Consider the following 20553-nt stretch of genomic DNA (forward strand, 5'->3'; position numbering starts at 1 on the left):
AAGTTTGCTACGCTATCAAGGTTTTCGTGTCGCCCCGCGATTCGCAGAAACCGGCGACTAGTAGTTCATCGGCATCGGCAGGAGCCGCGTTACATCCCAAAATGCCATTAGCTGATGGCGATCAACTTTTGTATCGGCACTTCGACCCTACTCGGATCAACGGCGGTGCGCGCAAGTCAGTTCACGCTGCGTCCAGGGCGCAAAAAGTACGCCCCGAGACCCCCTCAGCGCAGGGTCAACGAGGGACTCGAGTCAGGTCGATTTGAGGAAGTTCTGATAGGACCGCGAGGGCGTCGGACCGCGCTGGCCCTGATACTTGGAGCCGACTTTGGCGCTGCCGTAGGGGTGCTCGGCGGGGCTGGTCAGCCGCAGCAGGCAGAGCTGTCCGATCTTCATGCCCGGCCACAGGGTGATGGGCAGGTTGGCGACGTTGGACAGCTCCAGGGTGATGTGCCCGGAGAAGCCGGGGTCGATGAAGCCCGCGGTGGAGTGGGTCAGCAGGCCGAGCCGGCCCAGCGAGGACTTGCCTTCCAGGCGGCCGGCGAGGTCGTCGGGCAGCGTGCACAGCTCCAGCGTCGAGCCGAGCACGAACTCGCCGGGATGCAGCACGAAGGGCTCACCGGGTGCGGCCTGTACCAGGCTGGTGAGCTCGTCCTGCTGAAGCGACGGATCGATGTGGGTGTAGCGAGTGTTGTTGAAGACCCGAAACAGGTTGTCCAGGCGGACATCGATGCTCGACGGCTGGATCAGGGTGTCGTCGAACGGGTCGAGGCCCAGCCGCTCGGCGGCGATTTCAGCGCGGATGTCGCGGTCGGAGAGCAGCACGCGACGAGCGTAGCCGCTCGAATGCTAGCCTTCGTGCTCAAACCGGCCGGTGTAGTTCAATGGCAGAACATCAGCTTCCCAAGCTGAGAACGCGGGTTCGATTCCCGTCACCGGCTCCACATTGAACTGCCGCGCTTCCCCGTTAGTTGAACTTCCCCGTATGCAGTTCAACCAAGGCGGGGTGGGCGCAACCTACGTTGAGCTTGAGCGTCAACATTCAACCTAATGGGGTATAAGGTTGAACTATGGAACTCGAAGCAGTCCGCGCGTCGCCGATCGGTGAACTGGTACCGATCAGTGGGACGGATCCTCGCAGCATGGAGGAATGGCACTACTGGGCATACCTACCTATTCCCCTGCCGGCTGCTCCCAATTTGTCCGCACGGGCCGTGGCGTGCGCGTCAAAAGCCGCCATGGCCATCGCCCGCCTCGATGAGGCCGTTGCGCAACTGCCTCGACCAGAGATTCTCGTTCGACCGATCATTCGACGGGAAGCAGCGAGTACATCGGCACTCGAGGGGACGTACGCCAGCTTCCAGGAAGTTCTTGAGGCTGACTTCCTGCAGGAAAATCAGATGTCGTTCGAACAACGCGAGATACGCAACTACGTGCAGGCATCGGAGCTCGCAGTTCACAACATCAGGGAGCGGAGGATCTCACGCAGCTTTCTCGGGCAGCTGCAACGGATAATCGTTCGCGGGACCAAGGGTGACACCGCGGATGCAGGTGATCTCAGGCCGCATGAGGTGGCAATCGGTGCCGAAACCAGGCCCATTGAAGAGTCTCGATTCGTTCCATGTCCGGCTGGCGATCACCTCGAGACAGGCTTCGCCGCCTGGGAGGACTGGGTCAATGAGAACTCCGATCTATTGATCGTGGCGAAAATGGCAATTGCGCACTACCAATTCGAGACACTGCACCCATTTAGCGACGGCAATGGTCGACTGGGCCGCCTGATAGCGCTCTTGCAGGTGATGCAGGCTGGCGAGCTCCGCTGGCCGGTACTGAACATCGCTCCGTGGTTCGAAGCTCGGCGGCAGCAGTATCAGGACGGCTTGTTGGCCGTCACAACTTCTGGAGACTTCAGCCCCTGGGTCGAACTATTCGCTCACGCTGTTGAAGTGCAGGCTCGTGAGGGTCTCGCCAAGATCCAATGCTTATTACGCATCAGGGACCGGCTGGTTGCGGACTTGCGCGGCAAAGGCATGCGCGGATCACCCGTAGAAATCGCAGAAGTACTGGTCGGCTACCCGGTGATCGACGTACCAACCGTCAGAGACCTTTTGGGTCGATCGTTTCAAGCCGCAAACCAGTCAGTGGGCAAATTGATTGAACATGGTGTCCTCATGGAGATCACGGGACGCCGGCAAGACCGGCTGTTTGTCGCACCGGAGATCCTCAATGCGATCAACCGTGAGGAGCGCGTAAGGCTCTAGGACGTAGGAGGAGCGTCAGAACTCTTTGAACGACTTCCCACGCTGAGAACGCGGGTTCGATTCCCGTCATCGGCTCCGCAGGTTGCGATTCGGCGACGCAGGCGCGTCGCTGGCGTCAAGTGGCTGACATGACCGTTAAATTCCTCAGTCACTATGACAAAAGTCTTGCGCACCTTGACCACCGTCGTCGCCGCGCCCGCATTCGCCGGCATTGCCCTCGCCGCCACTGCGGCCGCCGATCCGGCGCTGCTCAACGGCAACTACAGCGAAGTCGAAGGTGACTCGGTGATCGTCTGGACGTTCGCGACCAGCTGCGGCCCGACCGGTTGCACCGGTACCGTCGCCAGCAACGAGGGTTGGCAGACCCCCACCACATATGCCAATGGCCGCTGGATCTTCACAGTTTCCAAGCCCGGTGGTCTGACCTGCGCCGACGGCCACTACGAACCCGCTGTGGTGTCGATGTCGATCGACCCGGTGACGCTCAACGGGGTGTTGACGTCGGACTCCAACTACGGTTGCGAAGGCGGAGTCGTGTCGCACAGCCCGTTCCACTTGCGCAAGGTCGGTTGACCTCGTTGACCGCACGACGCGCACACGTGGCCGTGGTGACAGCTCAGCAGCGACCTTCCCCCACTGGGTTACCACTGTGTCAATTTGCGTAAATTCCAACGCTGGACACGCCAACGCCGATAGTCTCGATTCCTCCATTTGAGAGGTGCGAAATGTTCGATCTGCCACGGTCTACCCGCCGACTCATTGGTGCAGCCGCCGTCGGCGGCGCGCTCGTTGCGGCGCCCGCGTTAGCCGCGCTGAACGAAACGCCGTCACCACCACTCGCCGAACCTGCTTGCATCGGAGCCGAATCCGTTGTCGACGGCACCCCAACGTGCGTACCCGCGCCCGTCCCGCCGGCGCCGCCCACCGCCGGCATCGGTTCCCCGGTGGACAGCACGGAACACGACTCCGGGCACCACTGAGCCCGAGATAGCGCTCAGGGCACTGTAATTCGCGTGCGCGCGACCCTACGCGCTATTTCAGCGCCAAGAAATTCAGCGCAAGTAGATTTCGTCGCCGTCGGGGAATCCGCCGCCGGTCGTGGTGATGTGGACGTGGTCGAAATGCCCATGTCCGGAACCCTGCGCACCATCGGGCGTGTAGTAGACGCCGCGCCAGATCGCGTCCTGCATGCCGAACCGCTCGGCGTTGCGCAGCACGTACCAGACGATCTCGTTGCCGAGCGCGATGCCCTCGGCGCTGGTCGGGTTCGGGATCATCACGTCGAGCGCCAGCCCGTTGGGATGCCACCGCAGTGAATCCGGTCGCACACCGCCGATATTGCTGATCTCCGGGAATGCCTCGCTGATGGCCCGTGAAGTCAGGATCGTCTTGACCTGCAATCCGCGCTCGGGAGCGATGCCGGCGGGCAGCGCTCGGTCGACTATCCGCAGACGCGACGCGGCGAACACCTCGCCGGGTGGCGGAGCCGCATCGGGCTCGTCGACGATGAACGGTGGCGCGGTCGGCGGCGCAGCCACCAACTCGACACAGCACGGCGTCGCGGTCTCGGCGCTCGCTTGATTCTCAACGGGTGTCACGACGGGTTCGGGGGCCTCGCGGCTGGTCTCGGCCGGTGCGGGCACGTCGCCGCCGACCGCGAAAAGCACCGCGGCAGGGGCGATGATCGCAGCCAGCCCGATCGGCGGCCTCCGTCGCTTTGTGGCTAAGGAATGGCGACCCACGGGCTGCAGCCTATATCAATTCGTTACATTTGCCGCAACCGCTGCCACCCCCGCTGAGCGATCGCCCAGGTCAGGGGGCAAGATCGACCCGTGACCGGAATGCTCGAGAACAAGGTCGTCATCCTCGCCGGGCTCGGCGGCATCGGCAATGGCCTCGCGCGGCGCTTCACCGACGAGGGCGCGTTGCTGGTCGTCGGCGACCTCGACGAGGACCTGGTGACGCGCGTCGTCGCCGACATCGATCGCTCAGGTGAACGGGTCCGCGGCGTAAGGCTGGACGGCGCCGACGAGGGCTCCGTCGCCGCGATCGTGCGGTCGGCCGTGGACACCTTCGGCCGCATCGACGGCCTGCACGTCAACTTCGCCGACACCGCCGACGCGTACCTCCCCGGCGGTGTCGTCGAGTTGCCGCTCGAGGTGTTCGACGAGGTCATGCGGGTCAACACGAGAGGTTTCGTGATCTGCGCCAAGCACGCGATACCGGCAATGATCGACAACGGCGGCGGCTCCATCGTGTTCACCGCCTCGGCCGACGCCTACAACGCGGCCAGCACCCGGGTGTCCTACCAGATGAGCAAGGCCGCCGAGCTCGCGCTGATCCGCCACATCGCCCGCCGGTACGGACCCAAGGGCATCCGCGCCAACGCGATCGCTCCCGGCCTGATCTGGCACTACAAGTTCGACGAGCAGCCGATGCCCGACGGCGTCGTCGAACAGGCTCGTGCCCGTCAGATGATCAAGTCCCGCTTCGGCGCACCCGACGACATCGCCGCGTTGGCCGCGCTGCTGCTCTCCGACGACGGCAGCTTCATCACCGCCCAGACGATCAGCGTCGACGGCGGCGTGACGTTTCGGCCCTGAGGGAGTGGATACCGCCGCTGAGTGGAGGGGTAACCTCTGAGCCGATCGTCAGCGGATGGGGGCATGGCCATGAACCTCGTGCTGGGTCTATCGATGACGTCCAGCGCTGTTCGTTGGGTGCTGGTCGAAGGAACGACCGGCGAAGGTGACACCGTTCACCGCGGCGCCTGCGCCCTCACCGCGGCCGTCGACCCCGAAGATCTGCTGGACGTGGTCCTGTCCGACGAGGTCGACGGTTCCATCCACGCCATCGGCGTGACGTGGACCAACGAGGCCGAAATCGCGGCCTCCGACGTGTTGGACGCGCTGGCCGCCCGCGGGTTCGCCAACGTGATCGCCGTATCCGAACTCGAGGCCGCCGACGTGCTCGCCGCGGGGCTCGCCGGCCTCGGCGGCTACGACGATCTCGCGGTCTGCATCGTCGAACCGGACGCGGCGGTGGTCGCGGCCGTCCAGCCCGCCGGCGCGACGGTCGACCGGATCGCCCGGCCGCTTGACGGCGCCGACGTGGTGGAACTGTCGAGCCGGGTGCTGGCGCTGTCGCAACTCGACGGTTGGAATCCGGATGCGATCTTCGTCCTCGGTTCGGCCGAGGACCTCGACGTGGTCGTGGCCGCCCTCACCGACGCGGCGGAGTGTCCGGTCGTATCGGCCGCCGACGCCGACGTGGCGCTGGCCCGGGGGGCGGCCCTGGCGTCGGCACATGCCGTCAACGAAATGGCTCCGGCCGGGTCGAAGGCGCCATCCAAGGTGGGCGCGTTGGCTTCGGTCCTTGCCGCCGCGGTGCTGACGTTCGTGGTGTCGCTGTCCGTGGCCGTCGTGCTGAGCTTGTCTCCTGGCACCCCGGACGAGCAGCCGCAGGCCGCCTCGGCGACAAACCCGGCTGAGGAACCGGCAGGCGCACCCGCGCCGCCGGAGAAGAAGGTGTCGACGCCGGCCGAGGCCCGCCCGGTGCTCGCCCAGACCATTGCCGTCGCGGCTCCGCCGCCGCCCGCGGCGCCCGTCGCCGAACCGATGTACGACCCGCCCGAGTACGTCCCGCCGCCGGCGCCCGAGGTCGCACCGCCCGCCCCGGCCTACCCGCCGCCGGCGCCTGCGTATGTGCCCCCACCTGCGCCGGCTTACGTGCCGCCGCCGCAGCAGCCGGCCTACGTTCCCGCGCCCAAGCCGAGGCTGCGCGACCGGATCATCGAGCGCATCCCGATCATCAACCGGTTCCACGAACCGGAATATCCGTACCCGCGCTGACCGTCAGGGCGCCGGCGGATTTTGGTTGTTGGGCACCGGGATCGGGATCGACCCGACGCCCGGCACGACCAAGTGGGTTGTCGTCACCGGCGGAACCGTCGTCGTGGTGGTGGTGGTGGGCGTCGTCGTCGTCGTGGTGGTGGTGGGCGGCGTCGTAGTGGTCGTTGTAGTCGTAGTCGTCGTGGTGGTTGTGGTGGGCGGCGTCGTGGTCGTGGTGACGGCCGTCGACGGCGGCGGCGGAGATGCCTGGGTGGTCTCGGGTGGCGGCGGCGGGTCGCTGGTCACCGTGACGGTCTCCGCGGGCGGGCTCGGCGGCGGCGCGCTGGTCGGCGGCGGCGACGCGGGAGGGCTGGGCGCAGCGGACGTGCGCGGCGCCTCGGGGGTGTTGCTGGTGTCGGTCGCGCCGGTCAGCGCGATCGCCACCCCGCCGACGGCGATCAACGCGACGGCGGCGGCCACGCCGACCGCCAGCGCCGGGAGCCGTTGCCAGGTGCGGGGCGAATCGATCGGCCCCGTCGGCGGCACGTACTGCACCGGAGGTCGCGACGCGGTCATGCCGGTGTCGTAGGACTCCGGGCCGGTGTAGGGCACCGGATCTTCAGCGCTGGCATCGTCCTGCGACCATGCCAGCGCCCCGACCGTCGATGGTTCCGACGCCTCGACGTCGACCAGCGGGGCCGGCGCCAACCCGGTTTCGGCCTCGGCGACCGCCCTGTAAGCCGCGTACAGCGCGGCACCGACAGCGGCGTCCAGCGCCGGCTGCGGCGTGGTGATCACGGGCGCGCCCGTATGCCCGGCAAGCCGTTGCCCGAGCAGCCGGATGCTCGCACCGCCGCCGACCATCGCCACCGCCGACACGTTGATCCAGTCAATCCGGTTGCGCTGCAACGTATTATCGAGCGTCACCAGAAGTCCGGCCAGCGGTTCGGCGAGCAATTCCTCCAGCTGCGGCCGCGACACCGAAACCGACGACCGGTGTCCGGGCAGTTCGGCGACCACCTCGGTTACCTCTTCGGTCGACAACCGCTCCTTGGCGCGCTGGCATTCGTCGCGCAGCTGGGCCAGCGATCCCACCGCGGCGGTGGCAGCGGGATCGACTTCACCGGTTCGGGTGATCTCGTCGAGCACGAGGCGCAACAGCGCCTGGTCGATGTGGTCGCCGGAGAACTCGAGATAACGGGTGGTCTCGTCGATCGGTTCGAACCCCGCGCCTCCGTCGGCCAACGTGATGCTGGTGCCGCCGCCACCGAAATCCAGCAGGACGACGACGCCCTGCGGCGTGAGGCCGGGGTTGGTTTTCAGCGCGGTCAGCGCGGCGACGGCGTCGGACAGCAGCCGCGCCGGCGCCAGCACGGCGCTGGCGCGCATCGCGTTGCCCAGTGCGTCCAACGACGCCGGTGTCCAGTGCGCGGGCACGGCGATGGTGATGTCTGCTGGCGGCTCTCCGCTGGCGTGCACCAGCTCCGTCAGCGCGTCGACCACCAGTTGTTCGGCCCGATGCGTCGATCCGTCGGCCGCCACCAAGGGCACGGCGTCACCGACGCGGTCGACGAAACCGCTGAACACCGTGCCGTCGGCGTCGACCAGCACGGAACGTCGTATCACGGGTTGATTGCCGATACGCGCCGCGACCAAGTTCGTCGTCCCGATCGACAACCCCAACGGGTCGCTCATAACGGACCACACGATAGCCGTCGCACCTGCCGAAACCCGTCCGACACTCCGGTCCAACGACGTTCGGCCGTCACGGTTTTGGACCGACCGGAACGGGTACTACGCAAGCCATGACGTCACTGTGGCTAGCAAACCGCGCCAACCGAGCGACTCCAGCCAATCCGATGGTCGATGCCGACCGATCTGCCGACGTCGTGGTCGTCGGCGCGGGCATCACCGGGTTGATCACCGCTGTCCTGCTGGCAAGGGCCGGCAAGGACGTCCTGGTGCTCGAGGCGCTGTTCCCCGGCGCCGGCGCCACCGGCAACACCACCGCCAAGATCTCCCTGCTGCAGAGCACGAAGATCTCGAAGATCGTCAGCAAGCACGGGGTCAAAAAGGCCAAGCAGTACGTCGACGGCAACCGCGAAGGCCTGGAGTGGCTGATCGGGCACTGCGAGTCGCACGGTATCTCGGTGCAGCGCGAGGACGCCTACACCTACGCGCAGTCCGAAAAGGGTGTGCCGTCGGTGCGCGAGGAGTTGGCGGCCTGCAAGTCCGCCGGCCTCGACGTGTCGTGGGTGGACGAGGCCGGGGTGCCGTTTCCGTTCGCGGGCGGGGTGCGGCTGGCCGATCAAGCGCAGTTCGATCCGATGCCGCTGCTGGACAGCCTGATCGTCGAGCTCGACGAGCGCGGTGGTCGGCTTGCGCAAGGCGTTCGGGTGCAGAAGGTTTCGAACGAAGGCGACGGCCTGAAGCTCAGCGTGCGCACCAACGACGGCGCCGAGTTCGACACGCGCGCAAAGCAATGCGTGCTCGCCACGGGCATTCCGATCCTCGACCGTGGCGGATTCTTCGCGCGCCTGGAGCCGAGCCGCTCGTACTGCATGGCCTATCAGGTGCCCGGCGACATCACCCGCGGTATGTACATCTCAGCAGATTCGCCGACCAGGTCGATCCGGTACGCGCCGACGGCCGAGGGCGACCGGCTGCTGGTCGGCGGCGCCGGTCACCCGGTCGGCCACCAGAAGAGCCCGGCGTCGTCGGTGCAGGAACTCGACGCGTGGGCCAAGACCCACTACCCCGGCGCGATGCAGACCAACTACTGGTCAGCGCAGGACTACACGCCGATCGACCAGCTGCCCTATGTCGGGCCCATCCTGCCCGGCCACGACAAGATCTTCGTCGCAACGGGTTTCGACAAATGGGGGATGACCAACGGCACGGCGGCGGCGCTGGCGCTGTCGAGCCGTATCCTCGGCGGGCGGATGGACTGGGCCGAGGCCTTTTCCAGCTGGAGCCCCCACGAACTGTCGGGGATTCCCAAAGCCATGCAGCTCAACCTCGAGGTGGCAATGTATCTGGCGCGGGGCTGGATCACCCCGGCGACCCGCATGGGCGACCGGACGCCCGATGAGGGCGGCGTGGTCAGCGGTCCCCCATGGGATCTGGAGGCCCGCAGCGTCGTCGACGGCGTCGAGCACAGGGTGTCGCCGGTGTGTCCGCACCTGGGCGGAATCGTCAACTGGAACGACGCCGACGAGGCGTGGGAATGCCCGCTGCACGGGTCACGGTTCGCCCCTGACGGCACCCTGCTGGAGGGCCCGGCGACGCGCAACCTCACTGCGGCGCAGTAGTTTCCGCCTGGTCCGGCACGAGCCTTTTCATCAGTGCCGACCCCGCCACGCCGACGACGATCAGCGCGATCGCCGGGATGTCGGGAAGCGCGTCGCTCACCCATCCGACGATGCCGACCACGGTGACAAACGGTGGGAACCAGTCGACGACCGCGGCGATCGACGTCTTCTCCCCGGTGGCGTAGTCCGGGTAGAACTCGGTGAACGACACGGCGAAGATCATCGCGCCGATCGGCAGAATCCACGCCGTCCAGAAGTTGTCGTTGTCGCCCAGCACGGCGTCGCCGTACACGCCGGCCACGGCGGAGAACAAGAACGCACCGGCCCAGGCCGCTGAGATGACGTAGTTGATCCGCAAAAACACCGGGCTGTCCCAGTACTCTTCGGGTGTGGTGTCCTTGGCATAGGCAAGGGTGAAGGGTCTGCGGATCAGCAGGGTGATGATCGCGAACACCGCCAGCGCGACATTGCTCAGCGCGCCGGCCCACAGTTGCAGCCATTCGATGACGCGGTCGGAGGCCACCAGGCCGAGCACCGCGAGAACGCCGAAGTAGGCGACGGTGAACGCTTCCAGCAGGTGCACGGGCACGCCGCGGCGCGCACCGACCCACAGCGTCAGCAGCGACAGTGCCAGCGCGACAGAGGCGGCCTCTTCGAAGCGGCCGGGACCGTTGATGATCCCCATCAGAATCCACGGTGCGATGCCCGCGAGGGGCGACCTGAGGTACCCGTCGACAAATTTCATGGTGGCACTTTATGCGGTGCTGGGCGGTTGTGCTGCAATGTCGACCATGGGCGACATCGATGAGATCAAACAAGTCAAGTACCGGTACCTGCGCGCGCTGGACACCAAGTTCTGGGACGAGTTCGCCGACACCCTCACCGAGGACGTGGTCGGCAGGTACGGCGAGTCCATCGGCGAGGAGCATCACTTCACCAACCGCGACGAGCTGGTGACGTTCATGCGCAATTCGCTGGGGCCCGAGATCATCACCGAGCACCGCGTCACCCACCCCGAGATCCGCGTCGACGGCGACGAGGCGTCGGCGACCTGGTACCTGCAGGACCGGGTGATCGCCCCGGACTTCAACTTCATGCTGATCGGCGCCGGGTTCTACCACGACCGCTACCGACGCACCGGCGACGGCTGGAAGATCTGCGAGACCGGCTACGACCGCACCTACGACGCGTCGATGTCCACCGAAGCACTGAACTTCAAGGTGAAACCCGGTCGTGCGCTGAACATCTGAGGTCTACTTCGAGATCGCGATCAGCGCGCCCGGGCGCAGCCAAGCCATGATCTTGACCAGCATGTCGTCGTCGATCGCCACGCATCCCGCCGTCGGTCCGCCGTCGGTGGCATGCAGGAAGAAGGCGCCGCCGTTGCCGGGGACACGCGCTTTGTTGACGCCCATCACGACCGCGTGCACGTACTGCGGGATGTCGAGGTTCTCGGTGCCGCTCGCCGGGTCGGTGTCAAACGGACACTGCGCCTTCTTGCACACCTGCATGGTGTTGTAGGTGGGGCTTTTCATGTCGCCGTCCCACCAGTGGTCCGGACCGACCTGCACGTAGGGCAGACCGCCGCCGGGGTTGGGCGCGGTGCCGAACGCGAAATCGAGGGTGAAGACCCCCATCGGGGTCTTCATCTGGCCGTCGTGGGTCTGCGGCGCCATCCCCTTGGCCCCGATCCAGGCGGGGATGGCCACTCCGATCGGCTGCCAGCCCGCCGGGGTGCGTTGATATACGTCCATCTTGGCCTTCGAACCACCCACGCCCACAACCGAAATCACCTGCGTTGCCGATCCGACGGAGTCGGCGAACCACGGGGCGGGTTGGGCGCGCCCGACCGCGGCGGTGCCGACCAACGCCACCAAGGCGCACATCAAGATCAACAGCCGGCGCACGCAACCATGCTAAGTCGCGGTGCGTTCGGTTTGGGTTAAGCCGCGCGCTGGCTGGATAAGTTGAAGGGATGGATTTACTGCCCGTACGACGGCGCCGCGGTATCCGCCAGATCGGTCAGGGCCTCGGCAGCCTCGACCAGGAGGTGTTCGAGGCCATCGCGGATTCGCCCAGCCCGCTGCTCGATGCGGTGATGCCCAAGCTGACCAGGGCCGCGGACTACTCGAAGCTGTGGTTTGCGATCGCGGCGGTGCTGGCGCTCGTCGGCGGGCCGTCGGTCAGACGTGGGGCAACTCGGGGCGTGCTGAGCCTCGCGGTGACGAGCCTGCTCACCAACCAGGTGGCCAAACGGGTGTGGAAACGGGCGCGCCCCAACTGGACCCTGGTGCCGTTGGCGCGTCGCGCGCGGCGCACCCCGACGTCGAACTCGCTGCCGTCGGGTCATTCGGCGAGCGCGGCGGCGTTCGCGGTCGGTGTCGGGTTGGAGAGTCCGCTGCTGGGGTTGATGCTGGCGCTGTTGGCCGGCCTGGTCGGGATGTCGCGGGTGGCAACCGGTGCGCACTACCCCGGTGATGTGCTGGCGGGGTTCGGCGTCGGTGCCGCGGTGGCCGTGCTCGGCGGGCGGGTGGTGCCGCCGGTGGTTCCGACCGAAATTCCCGCCGCCGACCCGCTGTGGGTCGGTGCCCCGAAACGTCCAGACGGTGCGGGCGTGGTGCTGGTCGCCAACCCCGCGTCGGGCGGCGGCGCTGGAGCCGACACCATCGACGAGGTGCGAGAAGCGTTGCCGCGCACGCAGGTTGTGGAGCTCGACGGCGACGACGATATTGCCGCGACGTTACGGTCAGCCGCCGAGCAGGCAGAGGTGCTGGCCGTCAGCGGCGGGGACGGCACGGTGTCGTGTGCGGCCGGGATCGCCGTCGAGGCGGGCATTCCGCTGGCGGTGTTTCCGGGTGGGACGTTCAACCACTTCGCCAAGGACATCGGCTGCGACACCGTGGCCAAGACCGTCGAGGCGATCCGGGAGGGCCTTGTCGCCTGCGTAGACCTGGTGTGCCTCAACGACAACCACATGGTGATCAACACCGCGAGCATCGGCGCCTACCCGTCGTTCGTCGAAACGCGGGAGAAGTACGAGCACCGGATCGGCAAACCGCTGGCCAGCGTGTACGCGATGTATCACACGCTGCGCTACGACGATCCGGTCCGCATCCGCTACGACAACAAGACGCTGCAGACGTCGCTGTTCTTCCTCGGCAACTCGACGTATCTGCCGTCCGGATTCGCTCCGTCGCGGCGTACCCGCATCGACGACGGCCTGCTCGACATCCGGATCCTGGAGACCGGGCGGCGGTGGGCCAAGCTGCGGATCCTGGCCGCGCTGGCGACCGGACGCCTGGAACGCAGCCCGCTCTACCACGAGCTTCGGGTGCCGGAGTTTCATTTCACGGTCGTCGACGGTACGACGACGCTGGCGCACGACGGCGAGGTCGGCACCGAATGTCAGGAGGCCAGCTTCGTCACGCGGTACCGCGTGCTTCCGGTATATCGTCCGGCTGCGTGATCGGTTGCGTCGGCGACACCAACGCGTAACAGACCGCAAAATAGGCGTACCCCAGCGCCCATCCGGCGAGCACGTCGGAGGGATGGTGCACGTTGAGGATCACCCGGCCCAGTCCGATCGCGGCGACGATCACGACGCCCAACACCACAAGCCATACCCGCAGCGGCCTGCGCACGACCGGTAGGGCCACGGTCAGCAGCGCGAGCACTGCCACCATCACGCCGAGCGCGTGGCCGGACGGAAACGATGAGCTCATCGCGGACACCAGGGCGGTGTCGGGCCGCGGCCGATCGGCGGCCCGCTTGGCGGCTTCGGTGATGAGCCCACTGATCTCCACGGTGATGAGCAAGAACATCGCGATGCGCACGTTGCGCCGCACGAGCGCGATCACGATCACCACGAGGGTCACCAAACGAAAAGCCATCGGCCCCAACACGGTGCAGAACACATGCCACCCGAGCACCCAGCCGGGATGCGCGTCGCCGTAGCGGTAGAAGCCGTCCAGGAGCGCGTTGTCCAGATCGGTGAGCCACCGCCAGTGCTGGGCGTATCCGATCCACAACAACGCATACACCCCGACCGCGGCGACGGCCGAGCCGATCAGCCAGCGCTTGTTCGGTGCCACGCATTAGCTCTACCACCTACGATGCCGCGCGGATTAGGGTGGCTGCACATGGCCGTATTTCTGCGCAAGCTGTTCCGCATCGGCGGTCTACCCGCCGAACTGCGCGCCGAGGTGGAGGCCGAGGGAGTACTTCACCTGGCCGAGTACGTGCCGGTGACGCGCCGGTTCAGCGGCAAGATCCCGGGTAAACGCGCCAGCGGCGACATCGCAAGTTATGTCGGCTCGCTGGTGCTGACGAAGCAGCGGGTGCTGGCCACGCTGTCGACGGTGCCGAAGTTGGCGCCGCGCACGGTCGACCAGCGCTGGGACGGCCCGCAGGCGGGCGCCGTGACCGCCGAGTTGTCCGAGACCGGCCTGTTCATCGAGGTCGACATCCACGCGGTGGATCCGCGGTGCGAGGGCCAGCTGTCGCTGCACTACAAAGAGGCGCTCCCGGACGAGCTGTTGACGTGCTTGCCGCGCCGGTCCCTGGCGTTCGACGTGCCGCCGGAATACGTCTTCCGCGCGGTCGGCGTGCCCTACGACCCCTAGCTTTGCTCCGCCGAACGTGGGTTACCCGCACGCCCGCAGCGCGCCAGGCGTGACACGACCCCACACTCGGCGCGAGACGACCGCGTTAACATGCGAATGTGATCACGTCGGACGCCGCCCCGGTCGATCCGCCCATCCCTGTTCTCGATGTCCCAGGCGCCGACGCCGGTTCTCGTGGCCTTCCGCGTCGGATGGACCTCACGTTGCGGCAGCGCCTGATCGTGGATTCCTCGGCCGTTGCCGACATCGCGTTGCGCACGGCGATCGCGTCGATGATCGGCGCATCGGTGCTGCCATCGCTTGTCGGCGCCGCGCTGCGGTCGCAATCGCGCGTGGAGCGCGAGCATTTGCGCTTCTACGCCGAACTAGCCGCCGAACAGGATGCCCAACTGTCGTTTCCCGCGCCGACAATCGAACCGCGGATCTCGTCGCGGCCGGCCAATCCGGTCGCCGAGTGGATCGCCAAAGGCCAGGTCCACAACATCCGGTTCAACAGCAGCTTCGAGGCGGTCAACCCCGCCTTGCGCGACGAGTGCCGGGCGTACCAGCGCAACAACATCGTACACGCCCAGCACTGGCGCCACAGCGACGGACCGCATCCGACGCTGTGCCTGATCCACGGTTTCATGGGGTCGGCCTACCTGTTCAACGGGCTGTTCTTCTCGCTGCCGTGGTTCTACCGGTCCGGCTACGACGTGCTGCTGCTCACGCTACCGTTTCACGGTCGGCGCGCTGAACGCTTCTCACCGTTTTCCGGTTACGGCTACTTCGCACACGGCTTCGCCGGGTTCGCCGAGGCGATGGCCCAGGCGGTACACGACTTCCGTTCTCTGGTCGACTATCTCGAGTACACCGGGGTAGACCGGGTCGCGCTGACCGGCATGTCGCTGGGCGGCTACACCGCCGCGTTGCTCGCTTGCATCGACGACCGCATCCAGGCGGTGATTCCGAATGTTCCTGTGGTCACGCCGGATCGGACGGCCGACGAGTGGTTCCCGGCTAACCAGGTGATGCGGCTGCGCAACGTGCTCGCCCACACCGACGACGAACTGGCCGGTGCGGCAACGATGTATTCGTCACCGCTGAACTACACACCCCTGGTGCCCAAGGACCGACGGCTGATCATCACCGGCCTCGGTGACCGGCTCGCCCCGCCCGAACAAGCCGAGATGTTGTGGGAACACTGGGATCGCTGCGCGTTTCACTGGTTCCCCGGCAATCACGTGTTACACGTCAGCCAACCGGACTACCTGCGCCGGATGACGCGCTTTCTGCGGCCGTTCCTTTTCGACTGACACCGCCCGACGGGCCCACGCGCCAGTCGATCCGCTCCAGCAGACCCGACGGCAACGGGCCGGTCGGTGTGCCGAGCCGCTCTGCGGTCCGCGGATCCAACGCGTTGAGCAGCGGCCGCTGGATCCCTGGATGCGCGACGAGACCGGGCAGCGGCGTCTCCCGGACGGCCTCCGCGGTGCGGAATGCGCACATCGCGGTGACCGTGGGATGTGTTGCAGTGCCGCTGAATTCCAGCGCAGTCCACGTTTCGCTCGGCCGTGACCACACCTCGTCAAGTCGTTCGCCGAGCCGGTCATCGACGGGGATGCCGTAAGCCGAGACCGCGCCGTGGTCGTCGATGACCGCGCGCCATTTCTCGCGGCCCGGGCCGGCGGGGGGATCGGCGACATCGACGATCACCGCTTCCAGTCCGGTCTCGCGCAGGTGGTCGGCCAGTCGACGGCCGACCACCTCGGTGGTGGCCAGCAGCGGAAGCTCCGGTGAGCGGGCCAACAGCGCGGTGAGGTTATCGGCGGCGTCGAGCGTCATGCTGATCCACGTCGTACGCACACCGGCCTGGTCGCGACTGGTGACCCGCACCTTCTGGCACCGGATCCCGAACCGCTCGACGTAGCCGGCTACCAACGGCAACGACAGCCCCACGCCGTTCGGATCGTCGATCCGCAACAACACCGTGGCTTCGTTGGACGGCTGCGGCTTCGGCTTCGAATGGTTGCGGCGCCACACGCCGAAGCGCCGCGCGACCCTGGACGTCAGGAAAAGCCCACGCCACCACGCGAACACCACAACCACCACGGCAACAGCCGCCCCGAGGACCCAGCGTTCGGTGGTCGTCTCCCACGGATAGGCCATCGCCGCGGCCACGACAGCCAACAGCGCCAACGCCAGTCGTATGGTCACTTCGAGTGCCTCCCAGGTGCGGCGTCGGCCGCGGTGGTCCGTTTGCGGTGGGCTGCGACCGCGGCCGTTACGGCGGCGACGGCCGCCAGTACGCCGGCGCCCACGAACGCGACAGTGCGCGGAGTGGGATCGGTCGGCGGCGGCTGTGGCGGTGCGGCAACGGGTTTGGGCTCGGCCACACCGTTGTCAGCGGCGTCGGTGACGTCCCAGGTCAGTGCCGCCACCGGGTCGACGAGGCCCGCGCCGGTCAGGTTGGACGGCGTCCGGGCGGCGCCCCGAGCGCTTGCCGTCAGCCGGTCGATCACCTGTTGTGCAGTCAGCTGGGGAAATCGGCTGCGCACCAACGCGGCAGTACCTGCGACGTAGGCCGAGGCGAAACTCGAGCTGTTGAGCCCGAATAATTCCCCACGCTCGTTGGGCAGGGCGTTTGCCAGAGCGCCGCCCTCGCCGTTACCGACCGAGGTGACGTTCTCACCGGGCGCCGCGATGCCCACCCACGGGCCGGCCATCGTGAAATCCGACGGTTGTCCCGCGGTGTTGACCGATCCCACCGACAGCACGAATGGCTGCCACCAGGACGGGATCGACACCGACGTCACGCCCGCCCAGTTCCGCGGGTCCTCCGGACGGCCCGGATCCGACAGCGGGTTGGACGGACATGCCGACCCGGGGTTCAACCCGGCCCGGTTGTTACCGGCCGCCGCGACGATCACCGCATCCTTTTCGACGGCGGCGTACCGCAGCGCAGCGCCGAGTTCGTTCTGGTCGACGGTCTCGTTGGCGGGCAGGCAGGTGACGGCCGAGATGTTGATGACGCGTGCACCCAGGTCCGCCGCACGCACCACGGCCCGTGCCAGCGTGGCGACGTCGTGGGCGACCCGTGCGGTGGCCGGGTCCTCACCGGTGGTGCTCGGTGCGAACCGCGCCGACGTCGAGCGGATCGCCAGCACCCGCGCGGCCGGTGCGACGCCGGAGAAGCCGTCGGCGCCGGGTTGGCCGGCGACGATGCCGGCCACCAGCGTTCCGTGCCCGTCGCAGTCGGAGAGCCCGTCGGTCGACTCGACGAAGTCGCCGCCCGGGTCGACGTTCGGCAGCCGCGGTCCGGGCCGGACGCCGGTGTCGATCACCGCGACCAGTTGGCCTTCCCCGCGGCTGAACTCCCAGGCGTCGCCGAGGTTGAGCATGAGCTGGTTCGGGTTGACCACGCCGGTATCGGTGCCGGGCAGCACCGCTGCGGCGACGCACGGCGCGCGCTGCGTCATCGGCTGCACGGGGCCTGCGCTGCCCGACGGCGGCGTCACCGCGGGGTCGACTTCCGGCGACGTGATCGCCAGTGCCGCAGGGCAACTCACCATCGCGACGGTCAGCGGGACCGTCGCGGCCGCGAGTGCGGGGCGCAGCCTGGTGCGGATCACCGACGCCTCATCGGTTCAAAACCCAGGCGAACAATCCGACCAGGTAGGCCAACACCGGGATCAGCGAGGCGTCCACCGCAGAAGCCAGGAACCCGACCAGGCGACGCATCGGCAGCGAGTAGGTGTCCGGTGAGGCCACGTGCGGGAACAGCGCCGCAACCACCCACACGGCCGTCACACCGGTCACCGCCGCGAGCGTCCACCATGCCGCGGTGTAGCGGCCGTCGGCGACGAACACCGCGAGAAACGCGATCGCCATGAGGAACGGCTGGCTCAGCAGCCACGCTTTACACGGGGCTGAGTCCCACACCCGCGCCTTCAACACACTTCCCAGCGCCACCGCCCCGCCGACGTACCACGTCCAGTTCGAGACCCCTTCCGGCGCAGCCAGTATCACTGCCCCGGCGGTGATCAGCAGGACACCACCGGCGATGAAACCCGTCTGGTGAGAGTCGCTGATCCGCACCCGACGCGGCAGGTCCCGAAGCACCGAGATCGACGGCGCCGACGGCGGCGGGTCGCCCGGCGCGGGAATCACCGGCACCGGTAGCCGCGACCACAGCGCGGACAGTTGCGGCGCTGAGACGATGATCAACAGCGCCAGCACCACCAGCACCGATCCGATCACCACGGAGTCCAGCTCCCAGATCGCCGCAGCCCCCGCGGTAATCAGCGCGCCCAACCCGACGACGCTGGTTGCGGTGAACAGCGCGATCCCGCGCTCGGCGACGGTGATGCAGACGATCGACCACGCCGCGACACCGGCGGCGCCGAGCAACACCTGCGATGGCCCGAATTCACCGGGCACCGCTAGCGCGAGCGCGGCGGCGATGGGCGCCAACGCCGCCACCGACATCGCCGTGGCGAAACGGGGCAACGGGGCCCGGGTGAGCAGAGCGGTCAGCACCGCGGCCATGGCGATACCCGCGGCCGCGAACAGGCCCGCGTCACCGCCGTTGACGATGCGATGCGCGGTCGCCAGCGCGGTGGCGACCAGGGTCAGCCCGAGGACCGCGACGCCCGCGCCGCGGGCGATGTGTTCGGCGCCCCACGGCTTTTCGCGGGCGGCGGAGAAGATGACCGTCGCGTCGCCGATATCCTCGACGATCCGCGGGGCGGGTGTGCCTGTGGGGACGGGCTGCAGGGCCAGCAGATCACCGTCGACGACGCCGACGGTGTCCAGGGTGGCGTCGAGGCTGAACGGGGCACCGCCGACCGGGGCGAGCGAGAGCGCCGCCAGGCTGTGCTCACCGTCGCCGTCGTCCGGCATCGCCATCCGCCGCACGGCGGGAAGGATTTCGCGCAGCGGAAGTTCGGTGGGCAGCACCATGTCGGTGACGCGGCCTCCGCCGCCGTCGCCGACGGCGAGTACGGCGACGCGAACGATCGGCATCGCCTTCAACACGGTGCTGCCGTTCAATGAACTGTGTGACGCCATTTCCGGTGTTCCGTTCTCTGGTCGAGATCGAAGTCTCGAGTCAACTGCAAGTGTGGGAACCACGCGCCGTCGGGCAGCGTCGCGGTCAGCCGCTCGACCGCGGTCGCGATCGCAAGGGTGGTGCCTGGGGTGAAGGTCGACACCCATTCGCCGTCATAGGCGCGGGACGGGTGCACCAGTACGCGTCCCGCGCTGGTGTCGACGACGCTGACGCCGACGTCGGTGCTGACGCGGTGTCCGTCGCGGTGGTCACCGGCCACGATCTCCACATAGCTGCGGCCGGGTGCGTATGCGGCTTCCACGACCGGCAGCGCCGACGCCGGAAGACCCAGGTCGTCAACGACTTCGGTGAGCGTTGCGCCGTTGCGCAACTGCTCGTCGGCGCGCGCCCCGATGCGCGCGGGGATCGCGAACTCCTCGAACGCGGCCGGCGTACGTCCCGGAAGGCCTGCGGTCAGCACCGGCACCAGCGCCTGCGGATGGTCGATATCCACCGCCGTGAACGTCACCAGCCCTCCGCCGCGCAGCGCGACGATCGTGGAGTCCCCTTGGCGCGCAACATGGCCGCGCAACAGGTTGTTCGAGGCGCTGACGAACCTCAGCTCCAGCCAGCGCCGCGGCCGACATGTGGTGGTGACCCACTGCTGCACATCGGGATTGACGACGCGGTCCGCGGTCATCAACCCGAGCGAGACAAGTTCCGCGGTAAGCCTGTCCTCGACCGCCCTGCGCGCCGCATGGTCGCTGTACGGCGGCGTGATGGCGAGCACCCAGGGAAAGCTCCCGGCGCCCAACGCATCAGCGATGAACCAGGCCTGCTCCGCGGTCAGTTCGACTGCGTTAGCAGACACCGACGGTCAGCCACCCCACTTGGCGCCTTCGGCGGCGTCGCGCGCGCTCATCGCCATGGTGTTGGTCTCGTGGGTGGTGGCCATGGCGCGGTACGCCCGGACCAGTTCCTCCATGGCGACGTTCCACTGCGCCTGCCACGCCTGGTAGGTCATGCCGGTGTCGCCCTGCCATGCGGCGGCCAGGGCGGCCTGCTCGCTGGCGACGTCGGCGCCGACGGCGTGCAGCGCACCGGCGTAACCGGCCATCTCACCCGCGTGCGCCAGCATCGCCGGGTAGTTGTACATGATCTGTGACATCAGGTTCTCCCTCTTGTCAGTTCGTGGTTCAGATGCCGGTGTAGGTGCTGGCGTTGGCGGCGTCCTGCGCGACGTAGCTGCCCGCGGCGTCGCCCAGGTTGACCTGCGCGATGTCCAGCAACGAGTTGACCCGCGCGGAGACCTCGAGGAACCGGGCGTGCGCGGCCTGGAAGGCGGCGCTGGATTCGCCGATGTGGAACGCCTGCGCCGACTGGGCAGCCTGTTCGGCCTGGGCGATCGTGCTACGCATCAGCGCGGCCTTGGCGGAGAACGCCGCCTCCGACGAGACGAGCTGCGGGATGTGAGCGTCTAAGAGGCTCATGGGTTTACCT

Annotated in this window: 21 protein-coding genes and 1 tRNA gene; 10 read left to right on the top strand and 12 right to left on the bottom strand. The window is 67.5% G+C overall.

Annotated features, from left to right (window positions below):
• Positions 1 to 252: 252 nt before the first annotated feature.
• Entirely contained in the window at positions 253 to 825 is a 573-nt protein-coding gene (dcd, locus tag ABQE44_RS09450) for a dCTP deaminase (protein ID WP_448392466.1), read from the bottom strand.
• A gap of 45 nt (positions 826 to 870) precedes the next feature.
• Between dcd and ABQE44_RS09455 the strand changes: the two genes are divergently transcribed.
• The 3 genes from ABQE44_RS09455 to ABQE44_RS09465 all read left to right on the top strand — a co-directional run bounded on the left by ABQE44_RS09455 (position 871) and on the right by ABQE44_RS09465 (position 2834).
• Positions 871 to 944 (top strand) — tRNA-Gly (locus ABQE44_RS09455).
• Between the two features lie 126 nt (positions 945 to 1070).
• Entirely contained in the window at positions 1071 to 2261 is a 1191-nt protein-coding gene (locus ABQE44_RS09460) for a Fic family protein (RefSeq protein ID WP_448429360.1), read from the top strand.
• 153 nt (positions 2262 to 2414) lie between these two features.
• Positions 2415 to 2834: a hypothetical protein gene (locus tag ABQE44_RS09465; RefSeq protein WP_448429362.1), complete on the top strand. Its 420-nt coding sequence runs from the start codon at positions 2415 to 2417 to the stop codon at positions 2832 to 2834.
• Between the two features lie 479 nt (positions 2835 to 3313).
• Here the strand turns inward: ABQE44_RS09465 and ABQE44_RS09470 are convergent, their stop codons facing one another.
• Entirely contained in the window at positions 3314 to 4003 is a 690-nt protein-coding gene (locus ABQE44_RS09470; protein ID WP_448392469.1) for a VldE C-terminal domain-containing protein, read from the bottom strand.
• Between the two features lie 99 nt (positions 4004 to 4102).
• On the opposite strand from ABQE44_RS09470, the gene ABQE44_RS09475 reads away from it, so the two are divergent.
• Together ABQE44_RS09475 and ABQE44_RS09480 are read left to right on the top strand one after the other, a co-directional pair.
• Complete coding sequence (locus ABQE44_RS09475; protein WP_448429568.1) at positions 4103 to 4864, top strand: SDR family NAD(P)-dependent oxidoreductase; 762 nt, start codon at positions 4103 to 4105, stop codon at positions 4862 to 4864.
• 63 nt (positions 4865 to 4927) lie between these two features.
• Positions 4928 to 6112 (top strand): DUF7159 family protein, encoded by a 1185-nt coding sequence (locus ABQE44_RS09480; protein WP_448429364.1) that lies wholly within the window; start codon positions 4928 to 4930, stop codon positions 6110 to 6112.
• A 3-nt stretch (positions 6113 to 6115) separates the two neighbouring features.
• Here ABQE44_RS09480 and ABQE44_RS09485 read toward each other — a convergent pair whose 3' ends face one another.
• Positions 6116 to 7786, bottom strand: coding sequence for an Hsp70 family protein (locus tag ABQE44_RS09485; protein WP_448429366.1), 1671 nt, complete (start codon positions 7784 to 7786; stop codon positions 6116 to 6118).
• Between the two features lie 110 nt (positions 7787 to 7896).
• Between ABQE44_RS09485 and ABQE44_RS09490 the strand changes: the two genes are divergently transcribed.
• Positions 7897 to 9402, top strand: a complete 1506-nt coding sequence (locus tag ABQE44_RS09490; protein WP_448392472.1) for an FAD-dependent oxidoreductase — start codon at positions 7897 to 7899, stop codon at positions 9400 to 9402.
• Here the strand turns inward: ABQE44_RS09490 and ABQE44_RS09495 are convergent.
• Positions 9386 to 10147, bottom strand: coding sequence for a DUF3159 domain-containing protein (locus ABQE44_RS09495; RefSeq protein ID WP_448429368.1), 762 nt, complete (start codon positions 10145 to 10147; stop codon positions 9386 to 9388). The genes ABQE44_RS09490 and ABQE44_RS09495 overlap by 17 nt on opposite strands.
• 46 nt (positions 10148 to 10193) lie before the next feature.
• On the opposite strand from ABQE44_RS09495, the gene ABQE44_RS09500 reads away from it, so the two are divergent.
• Positions 10194 to 10652, top strand: a complete 459-nt coding sequence (locus tag ABQE44_RS09500; RefSeq protein WP_448392474.1) for a nuclear transport factor 2 family protein — start codon at positions 10194 to 10196, stop codon at positions 10650 to 10652.
• A gap of 3 nt (positions 10653 to 10655) precedes the next feature.
• On the opposite strand, the gene ABQE44_RS09505 is transcribed toward ABQE44_RS09500, so the two are convergent.
• Positions 10656 to 11309 carry a L,D-transpeptidase family protein gene (locus ABQE44_RS09505; RefSeq protein ID WP_448429370.1) on the bottom strand — a complete coding sequence of 218 codons (654 nt, stop codon included), beginning with the start codon at positions 11307 to 11309 and terminating at the stop codon, positions 10656 to 10658.
• 68 nt (positions 11310 to 11377) lie between these two features.
• On the opposite strand from ABQE44_RS09505, the gene ABQE44_RS09510 reads away from it, so the two are divergent.
• Positions 11378 to 12868 (top strand): bifunctional phosphatase PAP2/diacylglycerol kinase family protein, encoded by a 1491-nt coding sequence (locus tag ABQE44_RS09510; protein WP_448429372.1) that lies wholly within the window; start codon positions 11378 to 11380, stop codon positions 12866 to 12868.
• Here the strand turns inward: ABQE44_RS09510 and ABQE44_RS09515 are convergent.
• Entirely contained in the window at positions 12825 to 13493 is a 669-nt protein-coding gene (locus ABQE44_RS09515; RefSeq protein ID WP_448429374.1) for a phosphatase PAP2 family protein, read from the bottom strand. The genes ABQE44_RS09510 and ABQE44_RS09515 overlap by 44 nt on opposite strands.
• A 48-nt stretch (positions 13494 to 13541) precedes the next feature.
• Between ABQE44_RS09515 and ABQE44_RS09520 the strand changes: the two genes are divergently transcribed.
• On the top strand, positions 13542 to 14024 hold the full coding sequence (locus ABQE44_RS09520; protein WP_448392478.1) for a hypothetical protein: 483 nt from the start codon (positions 13542 to 13544) through the stop codon (positions 14022 to 14024).
• 101 nt (positions 14025 to 14125) lie between these two features.
• Complete coding sequence (locus ABQE44_RS09525; RefSeq protein WP_448429570.1) at positions 14126 to 15319, top strand: alpha/beta hydrolase family protein; 1194 nt, start codon at positions 14126 to 14128, stop codon at positions 15317 to 15319.
• Here ABQE44_RS09525 and eccE read toward each other — a convergent pair.
• The 6 genes from eccE to ABQE44_RS09555 all read right to left on the bottom strand — a co-directional run bounded on the left by eccE (position 15258) and on the right by ABQE44_RS09555 (position 20543).
• A complete protein-coding gene (gene eccE, locus ABQE44_RS09530) occupies positions 15258 to 16220 on the bottom strand; it encodes a type VII secretion protein EccE (protein ID WP_448429376.1) in 963 nt (320 codons plus the stop codon). The genes ABQE44_RS09525 and eccE overlap by 62 nt on opposite strands.
• On the bottom strand, positions 16217 to 17575 hold the full coding sequence (gene mycP, locus ABQE44_RS09535; RefSeq protein WP_448429572.1) for a type VII secretion-associated serine protease mycosin: 1359 nt from the start codon (positions 17573 to 17575) through the stop codon (positions 16217 to 16219). The genes eccE and mycP overlap by 4 nt, the downstream gene beginning before the upstream one ends.
• A 67-nt stretch (positions 17576 to 17642) precedes the next feature.
• The gene (gene eccD, locus ABQE44_RS09540) at positions 17643 to 19073 is read right to left on the bottom strand and encodes a type VII secretion integral membrane protein EccD (protein WP_448429378.1); all 1431 of its coding nucleotides are present in this window, start codon (positions 19071 to 19073) and stop codon (positions 17643 to 17645) included.
• Entirely contained in the window at positions 19052 to 19924 is an 873-nt protein-coding gene (locus ABQE44_RS09545) for an ESX secretion-associated protein EspG (protein WP_448392481.1), read from the bottom strand. Before ABQE44_RS09545 ends, eccD begins: the two co-directional genes overlap by 22 nt.
• A 6-nt stretch (positions 19925 to 19930) precedes the next feature.
• On the bottom strand, positions 19931 to 20221 hold the full coding sequence (locus ABQE44_RS09550; RefSeq protein WP_069407215.1) for a WXG100 family type VII secretion target: 291 nt from the start codon (positions 20219 to 20221) through the stop codon (positions 19931 to 19933).
• A gap of 28 nt (positions 20222 to 20249) precedes the next feature.
• Positions 20250 to 20543 (bottom strand): type VII secretion protein EsxS, encoded by a 294-nt coding sequence (locus ABQE44_RS09555; RefSeq protein ID WP_069407214.1) that lies wholly within the window; start codon positions 20541 to 20543, stop codon positions 20250 to 20252.
• Positions 20544 to 20553: the final 10 nt, after the last annotated feature.

The sequence above is a fragment of the Mycolicibacterium sp. XJ2546 genome (assembly GCF_053483195.1).

Coding starts and splice junctions, on each gene's coding strand:
- ABQE44_RS09490 (WP_448392472.1), top strand. CDS start 7,897: ATGACGTCACTGTGGCTAGCAAACCGCGCCAACCGAGCGACTCCAGCC.
- mycP (WP_448429572.1), bottom strand. CDS start 17,575: ATGGTGAGTTGCCCTGCGGCACTGGCGATCACGTCGCCGGAAGTCGAC.
- ABQE44_RS09480 (WP_448429364.1), top strand. CDS start 4,928: ATGGCCATGAACCTCGTGCTGGGTCTATCGATGACGTCCAGCGCTGTT.
- ABQE44_RS09495 (WP_448429368.1), bottom strand. CDS start 10,147: ATGAAATTTGTCGACGGGTACCTCAGGTCGCCCCTCGCGGGCATCGCA.
- ABQE44_RS09520 (WP_448392478.1), top strand. CDS start 13,542: ATGGCCGTATTTCTGCGCAAGCTGTTCCGCATCGGCGGTCTACCCGCC.
- ABQE44_RS09500 (WP_448392474.1), top strand. CDS start 10,194: ATGGGCGACATCGATGAGATCAAACAAGTCAAGTACCGGTACCTGCGC.
- ABQE44_RS09475 (WP_448429568.1), top strand. CDS start 4,103: ATGCTCGAGAACAAGGTCGTCATCCTCGCCGGGCTCGGCGGCATCGGC.
- ABQE44_RS09485 (WP_448429366.1), bottom strand. CDS start 7,786: ATGAGCGACCCGTTGGGGTTGTCGATCGGGACGACGAACTTGGTCGCG.
- eccD (WP_448429378.1), bottom strand. CDS start 19,073: ATGGCGTCACACAGTTCATTGAACGGCAGCACCGTGTTGAAGGCGATG.
- ABQE44_RS09550 (WP_069407215.1), bottom strand. CDS start 20,221: ATGTCACAGATCATGTACAACTACCCGGCGATGCTGGCGCACGCGGGT.
- ABQE44_RS09555 (WP_069407214.1), bottom strand. CDS start 20,543: ATGAGCCTCTTAGACGCTCACATCCCGCAGCTCGTCTCGTCGGAGGCG.
- ABQE44_RS09510 (WP_448429372.1), top strand. CDS start 11,378: ATGGATTTACTGCCCGTACGACGGCGCCGCGGTATCCGCCAGATCGGT.
- ABQE44_RS09460 (WP_448429360.1), top strand. CDS start 1,071: ATGGAACTCGAAGCAGTCCGCGCGTCGCCGATCGGTGAACTGGTACCG.
- ABQE44_RS09465 (WP_448429362.1), top strand. CDS start 2,415: ATGACAAAAGTCTTGCGCACCTTGACCACCGTCGTCGCCGCGCCCGCA.